Origin of the sequence: Kocuria sp. LUK, assembly GCF_021012935.1 — a bacterium.
Taxonomy (GTDB): Bacteria; Actinomycetota; Actinomycetes; order Actinomycetales; family Micrococcaceae; genus Kocuria; species Kocuria flava.
The window spans coordinates 1-15,789 of sequence record NZ_JAJMZI010000010.1 but is presented as its reverse complement, the minus strand read 5'-3'; the positions used below and the strand labels follow the sequence as shown (position 1 = coordinate 15,789).

The following is a 15,789-nucleotide window of genomic DNA, read 5'->3' as shown; positions in this document are numbered from 1 at the left end:
GGGTCAGTGCTTCGGGGCGACGGCGATGGCCTCGCCGTCGACGGCGTGGAACGTGGCCCGCCGGTCCGCGACGACGAGGTAGATCGCGGCGGCCAGGACCGCGCCGACGAACCAGGAGAATCCGGCGACGAAGGTGAAGGCCGGGACCAGGGCGAGGACCAGGGCGACGACGGCGGCCGGGGTGCCGGCGAGGATGGCCTTCCGGTTGATCCCGCGCGTGTAGGCGTACTCGCCGTCCGGGGCCTCGGAGTACAGGTCCGGGATGTTGACCCTGCCCTTCCGCACCAGCCAGTAGTCGGCCATGATCACGCCGAACAGCGGGCCGAGGAGGGCGCCCAGGCCGCCGAGGAAGTAGACGATGACCACGGGGGAGTTGTAGAGGTTCCAGGGCAGGATGACGAGGCCGATGACGGCGGAGACGATGGCGGCCCGGCGGAAGTTCAGCGTGCGGGGGAACAGGTTGGCCAGCGTGTAGATGGGCGCCACGAAGTTGGCCATGAGGTTCACGGCGACGGTGAGGATGATCAGGGCGAGGCAGGCCAGCACGAGCAGGAACGTGTTGGGGATGGCGTTGACGACGTCCGTCGGGGACTCGATCACCGTGCCGTCGATCCGGTACTGGGCGCCGGCCAGGACGACGACGATGGCGGCGAAGAAGAGCATGTTGATGGGGATGCCGTAGAAGTTGCCGCGGACCACGGAGCGCTCGGAGGGTGCGCCGCGGGTGAAGTCGCAGAAGTTCAGGACGAAGGTCCCGTAGATGACGACCCACAGGGCCGCGGACTGGAGGATCCGCACCCACATCTCGGCCCCGGTCAGGGAGTCCGCGGTGGACCACGCGATGGAGCCGCCGGCCTCGACGAACATCCAGACGGCGAGGGCGAGCATGGTGAACAGGATGACCGGCCCGGCGAAGGCCTCGTACTTGCGGATCATCTCCATGCCGAAGCTGACGATGACGACCTGCACGATCCACAGGGCGACGAAGGCGATCCAGCCGAGCGTGGAGAGGCCGAGGAACGAGTTGGTGTCCAGCGGGGCCAGGGACGGGGCCAGAGCGAGAATCAGCACGCGCAGGACCATGGAGGCCAGGTAGGTCTGGATGCCGAACCAGGCGATGGCCACGCCGCCACGGACGATGGCGGGGATCTGCGCCCCCCGGACGCCGAAGGCGATGCGGCTCATGACGGGGAACGGCACTCCCGTGCGCTCGCCCATGAACCCGGAGAGGTTCAGGAGCAGGAACAGCAGCGCGGCCCCGAGCAGGAAGGCGAGCATGATCTGCCACGCGCCGAGGCCCAGGGCGAACAGCCCGATGGCGAAGGCGTAGTTGCCGAGGGAGTGCACGTCGTTGGCCCACAGCGTGAAGATGCTGTAGGCGTGCCAGGTGCGCCCCTTCTTGGTCGTCGGCGCCAGGTCGGGGTTGTACAGCCGGGGGCTGACGCCGGTGGGGATGGGGCCGGTGGTGCCCCGGACGTGGAGGGCGGCGTCCACGGCCGGGTCGCCGGTGCCCCAGGGCTCGGGAACGATCGGTTCGCGTGCCGACTGCTCGACCGGCGAGTTCGGGGCGTGCTGCTGTGACATGGGAAGGCCTTCCTGCGGCACGGAGGGGGCGGTCCGGCGGGAGCCGTGGGACAGTGCCGACCTCGGTGCGGGGGACGGGAGCTCGGGAGCGAGCCGGTTCTTCTTTAAGTTCCACGATATGGAAATCTCATTTCGCGGTATGGAACAACCGTAGCTGTGAGCCCGATCACGGTCAAGACATTTCATGGTTGGTCCGACGGCGCGCTCCTGCACAGACGGAGCGGGCCGGCGAGGCCCCGAAGGTCCTCGCCGGCCCGCTCCGCCGCAGGGCGTGCCCGGATCAGCTCTCGCCGCGGCGGATGAGCCGCCCGTGGGGCTTCGCGAAGTCGACGGCCTGTCCGCGCACGAACGTCCGGCGCACCCGGCCGGAGAGCGCCTTGCCCTGGTAGGGGGTGATCGGGTTCTTGTGGTGCAGCTTCCCGGCGTCGACCACGAAGGCGTCGTCGGCCGCGAAGACCACGAGGTCGGCGTCGTAGCCCAGGGCGAGCTTGCCCTTGGTGCGCAGCCCGGCGCGCTGGGCCGGGCGGGTCGACATCCACTCGACCACGCGCCCCAGGTCGACGCCGCGGCGGCGGGCCTCGGTCCAGATCAGCGACAGCCCCAGCTGCAGGGAGGAGACCCCGCCCCAGGCCACGCCGAAGTCGCCGTTGTCCAGGTCCTTCAGGTCCAGGGTCGAGGGGGAGTGGTCGGAGACGATGAAGTCGATGGTCCCGTCGATCAGCCCCTCCCACAGCAGCTCCCGGTTGCCGACCTCCCGCACGGGCGGGCAGCACTTGAACGCGGTGGCGCCGTTGGGCACCTCCTCGGCCAGCAGCGTCAGGTAGTGCGGGCAGGTCTCGACCGTGATGTCGAGGCCGTCGCGCTTGGCGGTGGCCAGCATCGGCAGGGCGTCGGAGGAGGACAGGTGCAGGATGTGGGAGCGGGCCCCGGTCCAGCGGGTGCGCTCGATGACCTCGGCGATCGCGAGGTTCTCGGCCCCCCGCGGGCGCGACTTCAGGAAGTTCTCGTAGACGTCCCCCTCGGGGTGGGGGGCCCGGTCGATGGCCCGGGAGTCCTCCGCGTGCACGATCATCAGGGAGTCGAAGGTCTTGATCTCCGCGAGGTACTCCTCCATCTCGTCGGCCTCGAGGTGCGGGAACTCGTCGACCCCGGAGTGCAGCAGGAAGCACTTGAAGCCGAACACCCCGTCGTCGTGCAGCTCCCGCAGGTGGGGCTTGTTGCCGGGGATGGCCCCGCCCCAGAAGCCGACGTCCACGAAGGCGTTCTCCCGGGCGAAGAGGCGCTTGTACTCCAGCGCCGGGACGTTGACGGTGGAGGGGACCGAGTTCAGGGGCATGTCCAGCACGGTGGTCACCCCGCCGGCGGCGGCGGCGCGGGTCGCCGAGGCGAAGCCCTCCCAGTCGGTGCGGCCGGGCTCGTTGATGTGCACGTGGGTGTCGACGAGTCCGGGCAGCAGGGTCTCGTCCTCGGCGAGCTCCACGACCTCGCGCCCGCGCAGCCCGGCGCCCAGGGGCTCGACGGCCACGATCCGCCCGTCGCGCACCCCGATCTCCCGCGGGGCGAAGTGGTCGCCGCACGAGACGCTGCGTCCGCGCACCACGAGGTCGAACTCGCGGTGGTCGCCCGCGAAGGCGCCCTTCGCGTCGGCCCCGGCGCGCGGGGACTCGACGGCGTCCTCGGGCAGGCCGTGCTCGCGCCGGTACTCGGCGATGAGCCGGCGCACCCGCTCGGGGTCGTTGACGTCCTCGCTGACCTGCTGCTGGTGCGCCTGCTCGGCCGCGTCGGCCTCCCGGACCTGGGCGGGCTCGGTCACGGAGCGCGCCGAGTTCTCCCGGGCGGTCTCGGCCGCGGCGTCCTCGGGCGCGCGTCCGGCCCCGGTCGGACGGGACCCGGCGGGTCCTTCGGAGGTGGTCGCCTGCTGCGGGCTGCCGGTCCCGCCGGGGGCCTCGGGCTGCCGGGGGTCGTTCTTCTTCGTCACGGGAAGTCCTCTCGTCGGGGGCGTCGGCCTCGGGGGCCGATCTCGTCAGTGGGTGGGGGTGGCGCCGCGCACGAGCCCGGGCAGCTCCCGGGCCAGGTCGGCGCCGACCTGCTCGAGCAGCCGGCCGGCCTCGCGCATGCTCACCCGGGGGTCGGGCTCGAGGTCGGCGAGCGCCCAGGTCCGGGCGAAGCCGGCCCCGCGCAGCACCTCGGGCGCCAGGGTGGTGCGCCCGCACACGGCCACGACCGGGACGCCGGCGGCGTGGGCGGCGGCGGCCACGCCCATGGGGGTCTTGCCGCCGAGGCTCTGCTCGTCGAGGCTGCCCTCGCCGGTGACCACGAGGTCGGCGCCGGCCACGCGACCGGCCAGCCCGGTGAGCTCAAGGACCACGTCGATCCCGGGCCGGCGCACGGCGCCGAGGACGGCGAGCGCGGCGAAGCCGACCCCGCCGGCGGCGCCGGCGCCGGGGGCGGCGGCGGCCTCGAGCACGTCCGGACCGAGGGCCTCGGCGAGGCGGTCGCGGAACACGGCCAGGGCGGCGTCGAGGCGCTCGACCGTATCCGGGTCGGCGCCCTTCTGGGGGCCGAAGACGGCGGCGGCGCCGCGGGGGCCGGTGAGCGGGTTGTCGACGTCGGCGGCGAGCACGAACCGGGCCCCGCGCACCCGCGGGTCGAGTCCGGAGAGGTCGACGCGGGCGAGGCGGGCCAGGGCGGCCCCGCCCCGGCCGAGCTCGTCCCCGGCGTCGTCGAGCAGGCGGGCGCCGAGGCCCTGGAGCAGGCCCGCGCCGCCGTCGGTGCAGGCGCTGCCGCCCACGCCGAGGACCACGGTCTGCGCCCCGGCGTCGAGGGCGGCCCGGACGAGCTCGCCGGTGCCGCGGCTGGTCGCGCCGCCGGCGTCGGGCACGGGCTCGCCGTGCTCGTCGGTGGGGAGGGCGACCAGCCCGGAGGCCTGGGCCATCTCCACGACCGCGGTGCGGCCGCGCAGGGCGTACTCGGTCTCGACGGGCTCGCCCACGGGCCCGGTCACGGTCGCGGGGCAGGCGGTGAAGCCGGCGCCGACGGCAGCGTCGAGGGTGCCCTCCCCGCCGTCGGCGACCGGCACGGCGACCACCTCGACGGAGGGGTCGACGGCGCGGAGGCCCGCCGCGAGGTGCTCGACGACGTCGGCGGCCTCGAGGGAGCCCTTGAACTTGTCCGGGGCGACGACGACGCGCACGGCCGGTCCTCCTTCTGCTGCTGCGGGGGCCGGCCGCTGCCGCGGCCGGCCGTGCCCCCGGCGCCTGCCGGCGCCGGGGGCCTGGTGGGGCGCCGGTCTCAGTCGAGCAGGGCGATCGCGGTGGGGGCGTCCACCCCGCGCTCGGCCAGCTCCTCGAACTCGACCACGCCGTCGATCTCGGTGCCCATCGAGATGTTGGTGACCCGCTCGAGGATCACCTCGACCACGACCGGCACCTGGTGCTCGCCGGCGAGGGTGCGGGCCTCGGCGAAGGCCTCGCGCAGCTTCTCCGGGTCGGTCACGCGCAGCGCCTTGCAGCCGAGCCCCTCGACCACCTTCAGGTGATCCACACCATACCCCTGGGTCTCGGGGGAGTTGATGTTCTCGAAGGCGAGGGAGACGTTCTGCTCCATCTTGAACCCGCGCTGGGACTGGCGGATCAGGCCCAGGTAGGAGTTGTTCACGACCACGTGCACGTAGGGCAGGTTGAACTGCGCGCCCACGGCCAGCTCCTCGATCATGAACTGGAAGTCGTAGTCGCCCGAGAGGGCCACCACGTTGGCCTCCGGCACGGCGCGCACCACGCCCAGGGCGGCGGGGCCGGTCCAGCCCAGCGGGCCGGCCTGCCCGGCGTTGATCCACTTGCGCGGGCCGTAGACGTGCAGGAACTGCCCGCCGGCGATCTGGGAGAGCCCGATCGTGGAGACGTAGGTGACGTCCGTGCCGAAGGCCGCGTTCATCTCCTCGTAGACGCGCTGGGGCTTGATCGGGACCTGCTCGAAGTGGGTCTTGCGGTGCAGCGTGCCCTTGCGGCGGGCGCAGTCCTTGACCCACTCGGAGCGGTCCGGCAGGCCGGGCCCGGAGCGGCGCTCGCGGGCGGCCTCGAGGAGCACCTCCAGGGCCGCGCGGGCGTCGGAGACGATGCCGAGGTCGGGGGAGAAGACCCGTCCGATCTGGGTCGGCTCGATGTCCACGTGCACGAAGGTGCGCCCGCGGGTGTAGGTCTCCAGCCCGCCGGTGTGCCGGTTGGCCCAGCGGTTGCCGATGCCCAGCACGAAGTCCGACTCCAGGAACGTGGCGTTGCCGTAGCGGTGGGAGGTCTGCAGGCCGACCATGCCGGCCATCAGCGGGTGGTCGTCGGGGATCGCGCCCCAGCCCATGAGGGTCGGGACCACGGGGACGTCCAGCAGCTCGGCCAGGGCCACCAGCTGCTCGGCGGCGTCCGCGTTGACGATCCCGCCGCCGGCCACGATCAGGGGCCGCTCGGCGGCGGCCAGCATGTCCAGGACCTTCTCGGCCTGGGCGCGCGTGGCGGCCGGCTTGTGCACGGGCAGCGGCTCGTAGAGGTCGATGTCGAACTCGATCTCGGCCAGCTGCACGTCCAGGGGCAGGTCCAGCAGCACGGGCCCGGGCCGGCCCGAGCGCATCAGCGAGAAGGCCTTCTGGAAGGCGCCGGGGATCTGGCCGGGCTCGAGCACGGTCATGGCCATCTTGGTGACGGGACCGGCGATGGCGGCGATGTCCACGGCCTGGAAGTCCTCCTTGTGCAGCTTCGCGACCGGGGCCTGCCCGGTGATGCACAGGATCGGGATCGAGTCCGCGGAGGCGGAGTACAGGCCCGTGATCATGTCCGTGCCGGCCGGGCCGGAGGTGCCGATGCACACCCCGATGTTCCCGGCGGCGGCGCGGGTGTAGCCCTCCGCCATGTGGGAGGCGCCCTCGACGTGGCGGGCGAGGGTGTGCCGGATGCCGCCGTGGGCGCGCATCGCGGAGTAGAGCGGGTTGATCGCGGCGCCGGGCAGGCCGAAGGCCTCGGTGGCGCCCTCCTTCTCGAGGATGGCGACGACGGCGTCGACCGTGCGCATTCTGGCCATGGTGGAACTCCTTGCGGGCGGGACCCGGGCGGGTCGGGCGGGTCGGTGCGGATCGGGTGGGGCGGGCTCAGCCGTCGGTGCGGCCGGAGAGCTCCTGGGTGAGCTTGAACAGCCCGGAGTGGTCCAGGCCGCCGTCGCCGCGGGCGACGGTCGCGGCGACGAGCTGGGCGACGAGCGCGCCGAGCGGGACGCTCACCCCGGCCTCGCGGGCGGCGGCGGTGACGATGCCCATGTCCTTGTGGTGGAGCTGGAGGCGGAAGCCGGGCTCGAAGCTGCGGTCGAGCATCTTCTGGCCCTTCTGGTCGAGGACCTTGGAGCCGGCGAGGCCGCCGCCGAGGACCTTCAGCGCGGCGTCGGTGTCCACGCCGTAGGCCTCGAGGAAGACCACGGCCTCGGCCAGCAGCTGGATGTTGCCGGCCACGATCAGCTGGTTGGCGGCCTTGACGGTCTGCCCGGAGCCGGAGGGCCCCACGTGGACGATGGTGCGCCCGACGCCCTCGAGGACGGGGCGGGCCTCCTCGAAGTCGCCGGCCTCGCCGCCGACCATGATGGAGAGCGCGCCGTCGATCGCGCCCTGCTCCCCGCCGGAGACCGGCGCGTCGAGCGGGCGGAGACCGGCCGCGCGGGCCTGCTCGGCGAGGCGGACCGCGACGTCGGGGCGGATGGTCGAGGCGTCGATCCACAGCGCGCCCTGCTCCGCGTGGGCGAACACGCCGTCCTCCCCGGCCACGACGGCCTCGACGTCCGGGGAGTCGGGGACCATGGTGATCACGACGTCGGCCCCGGCCACGGCCTCGGCCACGGAGGAGGCGCCCTGCCCGCCGGCGGCGACGAGCTGGTCGGTCTTCTCCGGGGAGCGGTTGTAGCCGGTGACCCGGTGGCCGGCGGCCACGAGGTTCCGGGCCATGGGCAGGCCCATGATGCCGAGGCCGATGACGGCGACGGTGGCGGTGGTGGACGCGCCGGCGGCGGCGGTGGTGGTGGCGGGGGTGGTCATGCGGTGCTCCTCACGGTGCGGCAGCCCGGTGCGGCTGCGGGATGCGGAAGGGGTCGGGGTCCCGGGCGGGGCGGCCCGGGCGGCGGGGCTCAGGCGGAGGCGGCGCGGGCCAGCCAGGCGAAGGGGTCGGGCTGGGAGGCCTTGTACTCGAGGCCGATCCGGCCGGTGTAGCCGAGCTCGTAGGTCCGGTCGATCCAGCGCTGCAGGGGCAGCTCGCCGGTGCCGGGCTCGTTGCGCCCGGGGGCGTCGGCGATCTGGACGTGCCCGAACCCGGCGGCGTGTGCCTCGATCACGGCCTCGACGTCGTCCCCGTTGACGGCCAGGTGGTAGAAGTCCGCGAGCAGGGCGATGTTCTGCGGTCCGGCGGCGCGGACCGCCCCGATGACGTCCAGGGCGTCCTGGGCGGTCTTCAGCGGGTAGGCCTCCGTGCCCGAGACCGGCTCGAGCAGCACGGTGCCGCCGATGCCGGCCACGCCCTCGGCGGCGGCCACGAGGTTGGCCGCCGCCAGCTCGTCCTGCGCCTCGGGGCGCTGCCCGTCCCGGCGGTTGCCGTAGAGGGCGTTGAAGGCGCGGCAGCCGGTGCGCTCGCCGATGGCGGCGACCACCGCGATGTTCTGCGCGAACTCGTCCTCGCGGCCGATCCAGGACACGAGGCCCCGGTCGCCGGCGGGCATGTCCCCGGCGTTGAAGTTCAGCCCGCTCAGCTGCACCCCGGCGTCGTCGAGCGCGCGCACGAAGGCGTCGACGTCGCGGTCGGCGGGCACGGACTCCGCGAAGGGCCACCAGAACTCGACCGCGTCGAAGCCGGCGGCCTTCGCGGCGGCGGGCCGCTCGAGCAGCGGCAGGTCGGTCAGCAGGATGGAGCAGTTGACGGTATAGGACATCGGGTTCCTCCTGGGGTCGATCGCTCGCGCCATCTATTTCATGATGCGGAACTTGTCTTCTGTCTTGTGGAACAGCCTACGGGCCGTTGTGACGCAGGTCAACGCCTGAATGAAATATTGATTTCATGATGCGGAAGTCCGGGGATGTGGAAGGACCCCGTGCCGCCGCGGTGGCAGGCGGCACGGGGTCCGGTCTGGTGGGGGCGGGTGCGCCCCGGCGTCAGCGCAGCTTCATCTGCCGGTTGACGTCCTTGTAGAGGAGGTAGCGGAAGCGGCCCGGGCCCCCGGCGTAGCAGGCCTGCGGGCAGAAGGCGCGCAGCCACATGAAGTCACCGGCCTCCACCTCCACCCAGTCCTGGTTGAGCCGGTAGACGGCCTTGCCCTCGAGCACGTAGAGCCCGTGCTCCATCACGTGCGTCTCGGCGAACGGGATCACCGCGCCGGGCTCGAAGGTCACGACCGTCACGTGCATGTCGTGGCGCAGGTCGTCCGGGTCCACGAAGCGGGTGGTGGCCCACTTCCCGTCCGTGCCGGGCATGGGGGTCGGCTCGACCTCCTGGTCCGAGGTGATCACGGGCTCGGGGACCTCGAGGCCCTGGACGTACTCGTAGGCCTTGCGGATCCAGTGGAAGCGGGCCGGCTCGGGACCGGGGTTGCGCACGGTCCACTCGCACTCCGGCGGCAGGTAGGCGTAGCCGCCGGGGGCGAGCTCGTGCTCCTCGCCCTCCACGGTCAGGGCCAGGGAGCCCTCCATCACGAACAGCGCGGACTCCACGCCCGAGTCGGTCTCGGGGCGGTCGCTGCCGCCGCCCGGGCCGACCTCCATGACGTACTGCGAGAAGGTCTCCGCGAACCCGGACAGGGGCCGGGCCAGGACCCACGCGCGGGTCCCGTCCCAGAACGGGAGCCTGCTCGTGACGATGTCGCGCATCGTCCCGCGCGGGATCACCGCGTAGGCCTCCGTGAACATCGCCCGGTCCGTCAGCAGGTCGGTCTGCGGCGGGTGCCCGCCGTGCGGGGCGTAGTAGGTGCGGTCGGTCATCTCATCTGCCTCCAGGGGTCGGGGCGCTCAGGGCGGCCTCGGGGTGGGCGAGCTCGGTCAGCTCCCGCTCGCCGAGGCCGGCGGCCTCCGCGAGCTCCGCCGCGCCGACCGCCCCGCACAGCACGCCGCGGTGCACGAAGCGGGCCAGGGCCCGGGCGGTCGCCGGCTCGTCGGCGACATCGGCCGCCTCGATGCCCGGCACGGAGCGGGAGCGGTAGACCTTCAGCCGGTGCGCCGCGGCGTCGAAGGACCGGCGGTAGAAGGCGTAGGTGCTCAGGTAGCGGGTCGGCAGCTGGTGGGCGTGCAGGTCCCAGCCCTGGTACAGCCCGCGCTCCAGGGAGCGGCGGACCAGCCGGGCGTGCAGGGCCCAGGCCTCCCGCCGCTGGGCCGGATCGCCCACCGGCAGCCGGTTGGTCGACCCGTCGGACAGGCGCACCCCGGTGCCGGCGACCGCGACCTGCATGACCTGCTTGGCGTGGTCGGCCACCGGGTGCTCCATCGACTGGAACTCCGCGGCGACCCCCAGCGAGGCCGAGTAGTCGTAGGTGCCGTAGTGCAGGGCCGTGACCCGGCCCCCGCCCGCGCGCAGCATCGCCGGGATCGGGCACGTCCCGTCCGGGCCCACGATCATGGGGGCCGTCTCCATCTGGATCTCGAAGCGCAGCCGCCCCCCGGGCAGACCCAGCGCCTGCTCGAGCGCCCGGCAGGCCTCGACCATGACCTCGACCTGGGCCACGGCCGAGACCTTGGGCAGGGTCAGCACCAACCCCGGCGGCAGGCCGTCCTCGGAGACCCCCGCGGCGGCCAGCCCGCCCTCGCGCACCAGCGCCGTGACGAACAGGTCCAGCGTGCGCAGCCCGCGCTCGCGGGTGGCGGCCTCCAGGCACTTGAACCGGATGCCGGCGAACGCCGGCTGGGGCGCCTGCCCGCGGTGGCGGGAGCGGGCCATCGCGGCCACGGTGCGCGCGGCCCCGACCGCGGCGGCGTCCTCCTCGGCGTCCGGGCGCTGCCCGTAGCCGTCCTCGAGGTCCAGGCGCAGGTCCTCGACCGGCTCCTCGCGCAGCTTCCGGACGGTGCGGGCCACGACCTCCGCCCGCAGGTGCTCCTCGACCCCGGCGAGCTCCGCGAGGACCTCCGGGCCGCCGGCCTCCTCGGCCGCCGCCAGCGCCGCCTCGCCCCACTCCCGCGGGGTGTCCGGGGTGACGAGGTCGGCGGGGACGTAGCAGGTGTGCACCGGCTGACGGCTCCCGTCGTCGCCCGGGTAGAGGCGCTCGAGATCGGCGTCCGTGCCGGCCAGCAGCGCCGCGGCGCGCTGCCCGAAGGCGGAGGGCAGGCTGGTGCCCGGGGCGCTCACCGGCCCTCGATGAGGTCGTAGGCCGGGAGGGTGAGGAAGTCCACGTACTCCTCGCCGAGCACGAGGTCGGCGATCAGCCGGGCGGCGGGCTCGAAGTGCTTCTCGAAGCTCTGCGCGTCGACCTCCCCGCGCAGCACCTCCTTCTGCCGCTCGAGCTCCTCGGCCACCAGCTCACGGGTGGCCGTGGCACCGGTGTCCTCGTAGACCACGCCGTTGCGGATCTGCTGCCAGACCTGCGACCGGGAGATCTCGGCCGTCGCGGCGTCCTCCATGAGGTTGTGGATGGCCACCGCGCCGTTGCCCGACAGCCACACCGCGGTGTAGCGGATCGCGACGTAGAGGTTGAGGGCGAGCTCCTTCTGGGTGCGCACGGCGCCGGCACTGGGGACGTCGAGCAGCTGCTCGGGGGTGACCTGCACGTCCTCGCGCAGGCGGTCCACCTGGTTGGGCTTCTCGCCGAGCACGGCGTCGAAGACCTCGCGGCAGGTGGCGACCAGGTCGGGGTGGGCCACCCACGAGCCGTCGAAGCCGTCCTCGGCCTCGCGGGTCTTGTCGGCCCGCACCTTGGCGAAGGCAGCCTCGGTGACCTCCGGCTCGCGGCGGTTGGGGATGAACGCGGCCATCCCGCCCATCGCGAAGGCGCCGCGGCGGTGGCAGGTCTTCACGAGCAGCTCGGTGTAGGCGCGCATCAGCGGGGCGGTCATGGTGATCGTGGAGCGGTCCGCCAGGACGAACTTCTCGCCCGCGTCGCGGAAGTACTTGATGATGCTGAACAGGTAGTCCCAGCGCCCGGCGTTGAGCCCGGAGGCGTGGTCGCGCAGCTCCCAGAGGATCTCGTCCATCTGGAACGCGGCCGGGATGGTCTCGATGAGCACGGTCGCGCGGATCGTGCCGTGCTCGATGCCCAGGTGCTCCTCGGCGAAGGTGAACACGTCGTTCCACAGCCGGGCCTCGAGGTGGGACTCCATCTTCGGCAGGTAGTAGTACGGTCCGTGGCCGTTGGCCAGCAGCTGCCGGGCGGTGTGGAAGAAGTGCAGGCCGAAGTCCACGAGCGAGCCGGAGGCCGGCTTCCCGTCGACCGTGACGTTGTGCTCGGGCAGGTGCCAGCCGCGGGGACGGGCGACGACGACGGCCAGCGGCGCGTCCTGGCGCAGGCTGTACTCCTTGCCCTCGGGGGAGGTGAAGGAGAGGGTGCCGCGGGCGGCGTCGCGCAGGTTGAGGATGCCGTCGACCTGGTTGTGCCAGGTGGGGCTCGAGGCGTCCTCGAGGTCGGCCAGCCAGACCTTCGCCCCGGAGTTCAGGGCGTTGATCGCCATCTTGGCGGGGGCGGCCGGGCCGGTCATCTCGACCCGCCGGTCCTGCAGCGCCGGCGGCGCCGGTGCGACCGTCCACTCGCTCTCCCGGATCTGCTTCGTCTCCGGCAGGAAGTCGAGGGTGCCGCTCGCGGCGGCGGCGCGGCGGTTGTCCTCGCGCGCGCCGAGCAGCTCCTCGCGGCGGGACGCGAAGCGGCGGTGCAGCTCCGCCACGAAGGCGAGGGCCTCGTCGGTGAGGATCTCCCCGGCGCGCTCAAGCGCCGGCGGCAGGACGTGCTCGATGGTGCTGGTGGTCATGGGTGCCTCCTGTGGGCGTGGGAACGGACGGGTGGTCGGGCTCAGACCGCGGCGGGCACGGAGGCGTCGACGGTGGCGCCGACCTCCTGGGCGGTCCGGCGCACGGCCTCGGCCACGGCCGGGGCCACGGCGGGGTCGAAGACGCTCGGGACGACGTAGCTGGCGTTGAGCTCGTCCGCGCCCACGCAGTCGGCGATCGCCCGGGCGGCGGCGACGAGCATCTCCGTGGTGATGTCGGTGGCGCCGGCGTCGAGCAGACCTCGGAACAGTCCCGGGAAGGCGAGGACGTTGTTGATCTGGTTGGGGAAGTCGGAGCGCCCGGTGGCGACGACCTCGGCGTGCTGGGCGGCCGCGGCGGGCTCGACCTCCGGGTCCGGGTTGGCCATCGCGAAGACGATGGCGCGCTCGTTCATCGTGGCGACGTCCGCGGCGTCGAGCAGGTTCGGCGCGGAGACGCCGACGAACACGTCGGCCCCGGCCAGGGCCTCCTTGAGCGAGCCCGAGAAGCCGGACTCGTTGGTGTGCTCGGCGATCCACTGCCGGTGGGGGTCGTCGTAGGTCTCCCCGCGGTGGATGGCGCCCTTGCGGGAGCAGGCGACGATGTCGCCGGCGCCCTGGGCCTTGAGCAGCTGGATGATGGCGTGCCCGGCGGCGCCGACGCCCGAGACCACGATGCGGACGTCCTCGATCTTCTTGTCCACCACGCGCAGGGCGTTGAACAGGGCGGCGAGGGCCACGATGGCGGTGCCGTGCTGGTCGTCGTGGAAGACGGGGATGTCGAGCTCCTCGCGCAGGCGGGCCTCGATCTCGAAGCAGCGGGGGGCCGCGATGTCCTCGAGGTTGACGCCGCCGTAGACGGGGGCCATGGCCTTGACGATGCGCACGATCTCGTCGGTGTCGGTGGTGTCGAGGCACACGGGCCAGGCGTCCACGCCGCCGAAGGCCTTGAACAGCGCGGCCTTGCCCTCCATGACGGGCAGGGCCGCGGCGGGACCGATGTCGCCGAGGCCGAGCACGGCGGTGCCGTCGGTGACCACGGCCACGGTGTTGCGCTTGATGGTCAGGCGGCGGGCGTCCTCGGGGTTCTCCGCGATGGCCGTGCACACGCGGGCGACGCCGGGGGTGTAGGCGCGGGAGAGGTCGTCGCGGTTGCGCAGCGAGACCCGCGGGGTGACCTCGATCTTGCCGCCGAGGTGGATCAGGAAGGTGCGGTCGCTGACCTTGCGCACCTGCACGCCCTCGAGGGCCTCCAGGGCGTCGCGCACCTCGTCGCGGTGGGCGGCGTCGGCCACGTTGCAGCTGACGTCGACGACCACGTGGTCGGGGTGGGACTCGACGATGTCGAGGGCGGTCACCGCGGCGCCGGCCGTCGCGGCGGCGGAGGCGATCTCGCTCGTGGCGGTGAAGCTGGACGGAGCCTGCACGCGCAGGATCATCGAGTATCCGGGGCTGGGAGTGGCCATGGGTTCCTCCGGTCGGGACGGGCGTTTCATCGTATGGCGGAATGAAAATTCCGTATTATGGATATTATGGAACGACCGGGGTGTTGGCAAGGTCACAGCAGGATCCGCTGAACGTGTCGAGGTCCAGCTTGCCCCGTCCCGTCCGCGACGAACAGGAGTGCACAACCATGGCCGAACGAGCTGCCACCGGCGGCGTCCAGTCGGTGGAGCGGGTCTTCGAGCTCCTCGAGGTGATCACCGCCGCGGGCGGCGAGATGTCCCTCAGCGAGCTCTCCGCCACCGTGAACCTGCCGCTGCCCACCATCCACCGCCTGCTGCGCACGCTCGTGCCCTCGGGCTACGTCCGCCAGCTGCCCAACCGCAGCTACGCCCTCGGGCCCCGTCTCATCCCGCTGGGGGAGGGGGCGAGCCGCCAGCTCGGCTCCGCCGCGCGGGGGCGGCTGGAGCAGCTCGTGCGCGAGCTCGGGGAGTCCGCGAACATGGCGGTGCTCGACGGCCAGCAGGTCGTCTACATCGCCCAGGCGCAGTCGAACCGGTCCATGCGGATGTTCACCGAGGTGGGCCGCCGCGCCGACACGCACGACACCGGGGTGGGCAAGGCGATCCTCGCGACCCTGCCGGACGAGCGCGTGCGCGAGATCGTCCTCTCCGCGGGCATGCCCACGCCCACCGAGAAGAGCCTGGGCAGCCCCGAGGCCCTGTTCGCCGACCTCGAGCGGATCCGGGAGCGCGGCTACGCCGTGGACGACGAGGAGCAGGAGCTCGGGGTGCGCTGCTACGCCATGGCGGTGCCGGGGGCGCCCACGCCGACGGCGATCTCCGTCTCGGGGCCGATCAGCCGCGTGGACGAGGACTTCGCCGCGCGCGCCGTGCCGGTGCTGCGCCGGATCGCCGAGGAGATCGCCGCCGATCTCGCCCCCGCGGGGGTCTGAGCTCCCGCAGGGGGCCGGCGGCACCCTGCGGGGTCCGACCGACGACGGCGGCGCCCGCCCACCCCTCTCGGGGCGGGCGGGCGCCGTCGTCGTCGGTCGGCCCGCTCAGGCCTCGCCGCCGGCCCCGCCGGTGGTGCCGGCGGTGACGTCGTCCAGCCGGTAGCGCTCGTGCGCCTGCGCCGGGGCCGCGGCGTCGACCTCGCCGCGGTCGGCCAGCAGCTGCAGCGTGCGCACCACGATCGAGTGCACGTCCGTGCGGAACCAGCGCCGGGCGGCGGCGCGGGTGTCCGAGAAGCCGAAGTCGTCCGCGCCCAGCGTGGCGAAGTCGTTCGGGACGTACTGGCGGATCATGTCCGGCAGCTCCGAGACGAAGTCGGTCGAGGCGATCACGGGACCCTCGGCCCCGGCCAGCTGCTGGGTCACGAACGGGGTCCGGCGCGGGGCGCCCGGGTCGCGCAGCCGCTCCTTCTCGGCGGCCAGGCCGTCGCGGCGCAGCTCGGTCCAGGAGGTCACCGACCACACGTCGGCCGCCACGCCCCACTCCTGCTCGAGCAGCCGCTGGGCCTCGAGCGCCCACGGCACCGAGACCCCCGAGCCCAGCAGCTGGGCCCTCGGCCCCTCGGCCGTCGAGCGGGAGACGCGGTGGATGCCGCGCACGATGCCCTCGACGTCGACGTCCTCCGGCTCGGCCGGCTGCTGGTAGGGCTCGTTGTAGACCGTCAGGTAGTACATGACGTCCGGGTCGGCGGAGTCGGGCCCGTACATCTGCTCCAGGCCGTGGCGGACGATGTGGGCGATCTCGTAGCCGTAGGCCGGGTCGTAGGCCCGCACGGCCGGGTTCGTGCCGGCGAGCACG

At 73.2% G+C, this 15,789-nt stretch carries 11 protein-coding genes and 1 pseudogene; 1 reads left to right on the top strand and 11 read right to left on the bottom strand.

Features of this window, described 5'->3' with window-relative positions:
- Positions 1 to 3 precede the first annotated feature (3 nt).
- From LQU92_RS14540 to LQU92_RS14495, 10 genes are all read right to left on the bottom strand, one after another.
- Positions 4 to 1,584 (bottom strand): NCS1 family nucleobase:cation symporter-1, encoded by a 1,581-nt coding sequence (locus LQU92_RS14540; RefSeq protein WP_230781403.1) that lies wholly within the window; start codon positions 1,582 to 1,584, stop codon positions 4 to 6.
- Between the two features lie 280 nt (positions 1,585 to 1,864).
- A complete protein-coding gene (allB, locus tag LQU92_RS14535) occupies positions 1,865 to 3,184 on the bottom strand; it encodes an allantoinase AllB (protein WP_230781424.1) in 1,320 nt (439 codons plus the stop codon).
- Between the two features lie 423 nt (positions 3,185 to 3,607).
- The gene (locus tag LQU92_RS14530; RefSeq protein ID WP_230781402.1) at positions 3,608 to 4,777 is read right to left on the bottom strand and encodes a glycerate kinase; all 1,170 of its coding nucleotides are present in this window, start codon (positions 4,775 to 4,777) and stop codon (positions 3,608 to 3,610) included.
- A gap of 98 nt (positions 4,778 to 4,875) precedes the next feature.
- Complete coding sequence (gene gcl / locus LQU92_RS14525) at positions 4,876 to 6,651, bottom strand: glyoxylate carboligase (protein WP_101850939.1); 1,776 nt, start codon at positions 6,649 to 6,651, stop codon at positions 4,876 to 4,878.
- Between the two features lie 67 nt (positions 6,652 to 6,718).
- A complete protein-coding gene (locus tag LQU92_RS14520; RefSeq protein WP_230781401.1) occupies positions 6,719 to 7,648 on the bottom strand; it encodes a 2-hydroxy-3-oxopropionate reductase in 930 nt (309 codons plus the stop codon).
- Between the two features lie 89 nt (positions 7,649 to 7,737).
- Complete coding sequence (locus tag LQU92_RS14515; RefSeq protein ID WP_230781400.1) at positions 7,738 to 8,532, bottom strand: hydroxypyruvate isomerase family protein; 795 nt, start codon at positions 8,530 to 8,532, stop codon at positions 7,738 to 7,740.
- Positions 8,533 to 8,752: 220 nt separating this feature from the next.
- On the bottom strand, positions 8,753 to 9,574 hold the full coding sequence (locus tag LQU92_RS14510; protein ID WP_101850936.1) for a bifunctional allantoicase/(S)-ureidoglycine aminohydrolase: 822 nt from the start codon (positions 9,572 to 9,574) through the stop codon (positions 8,753 to 8,755).
- A gap of 1 nt (position 9,575) precedes the next feature.
- Complete coding sequence (locus LQU92_RS14505) at positions 9,576 to 10,928, bottom strand: aldolase (protein ID WP_374229728.1); 1,353 nt, start codon at positions 10,926 to 10,928, stop codon at positions 9,576 to 9,578.
- On the bottom strand, positions 10,925 to 12,538 hold the full coding sequence (aceB, locus tag LQU92_RS14500; protein ID WP_058857917.1) for a malate synthase A: 1,614 nt from the start codon (positions 12,536 to 12,538) through the stop codon (positions 10,925 to 10,927). Before aceB ends, LQU92_RS14505 begins: the two co-directional genes overlap by 4 nt.
- Before the next feature lie 41 nt (positions 12,539 to 12,579).
- Positions 12,580 to 14,001, bottom strand: coding sequence for an NAD-dependent malic enzyme (locus tag LQU92_RS14495; protein WP_230781399.1), 1,422 nt, complete (start codon positions 13,999 to 14,001; stop codon positions 12,580 to 12,582).
- A gap of 167 nt (positions 14,002 to 14,168) precedes the next feature.
- On the opposite strand from LQU92_RS14495, the gene LQU92_RS14490 reads away from it, so the two are divergent.
- Positions 14,169 to 14,933, top strand: coding sequence for an IclR family transcriptional regulator (locus LQU92_RS14490; protein ID WP_101850933.1), 765 nt, complete (start codon positions 14,169 to 14,171; stop codon positions 14,931 to 14,933).
- Positions 14,934 to 15,038: 105 nt separating this feature from the next.
- Here LQU92_RS14490 and LQU92_RS14485 read toward each other — a convergent pair.
- Positions 15,039 to 15,789 (bottom strand): annotated as a pseudogene (locus tag LQU92_RS14485) (pyruvate dehydrogenase (acetyl-transferring), homodimeric type); the annotation flags it as partial.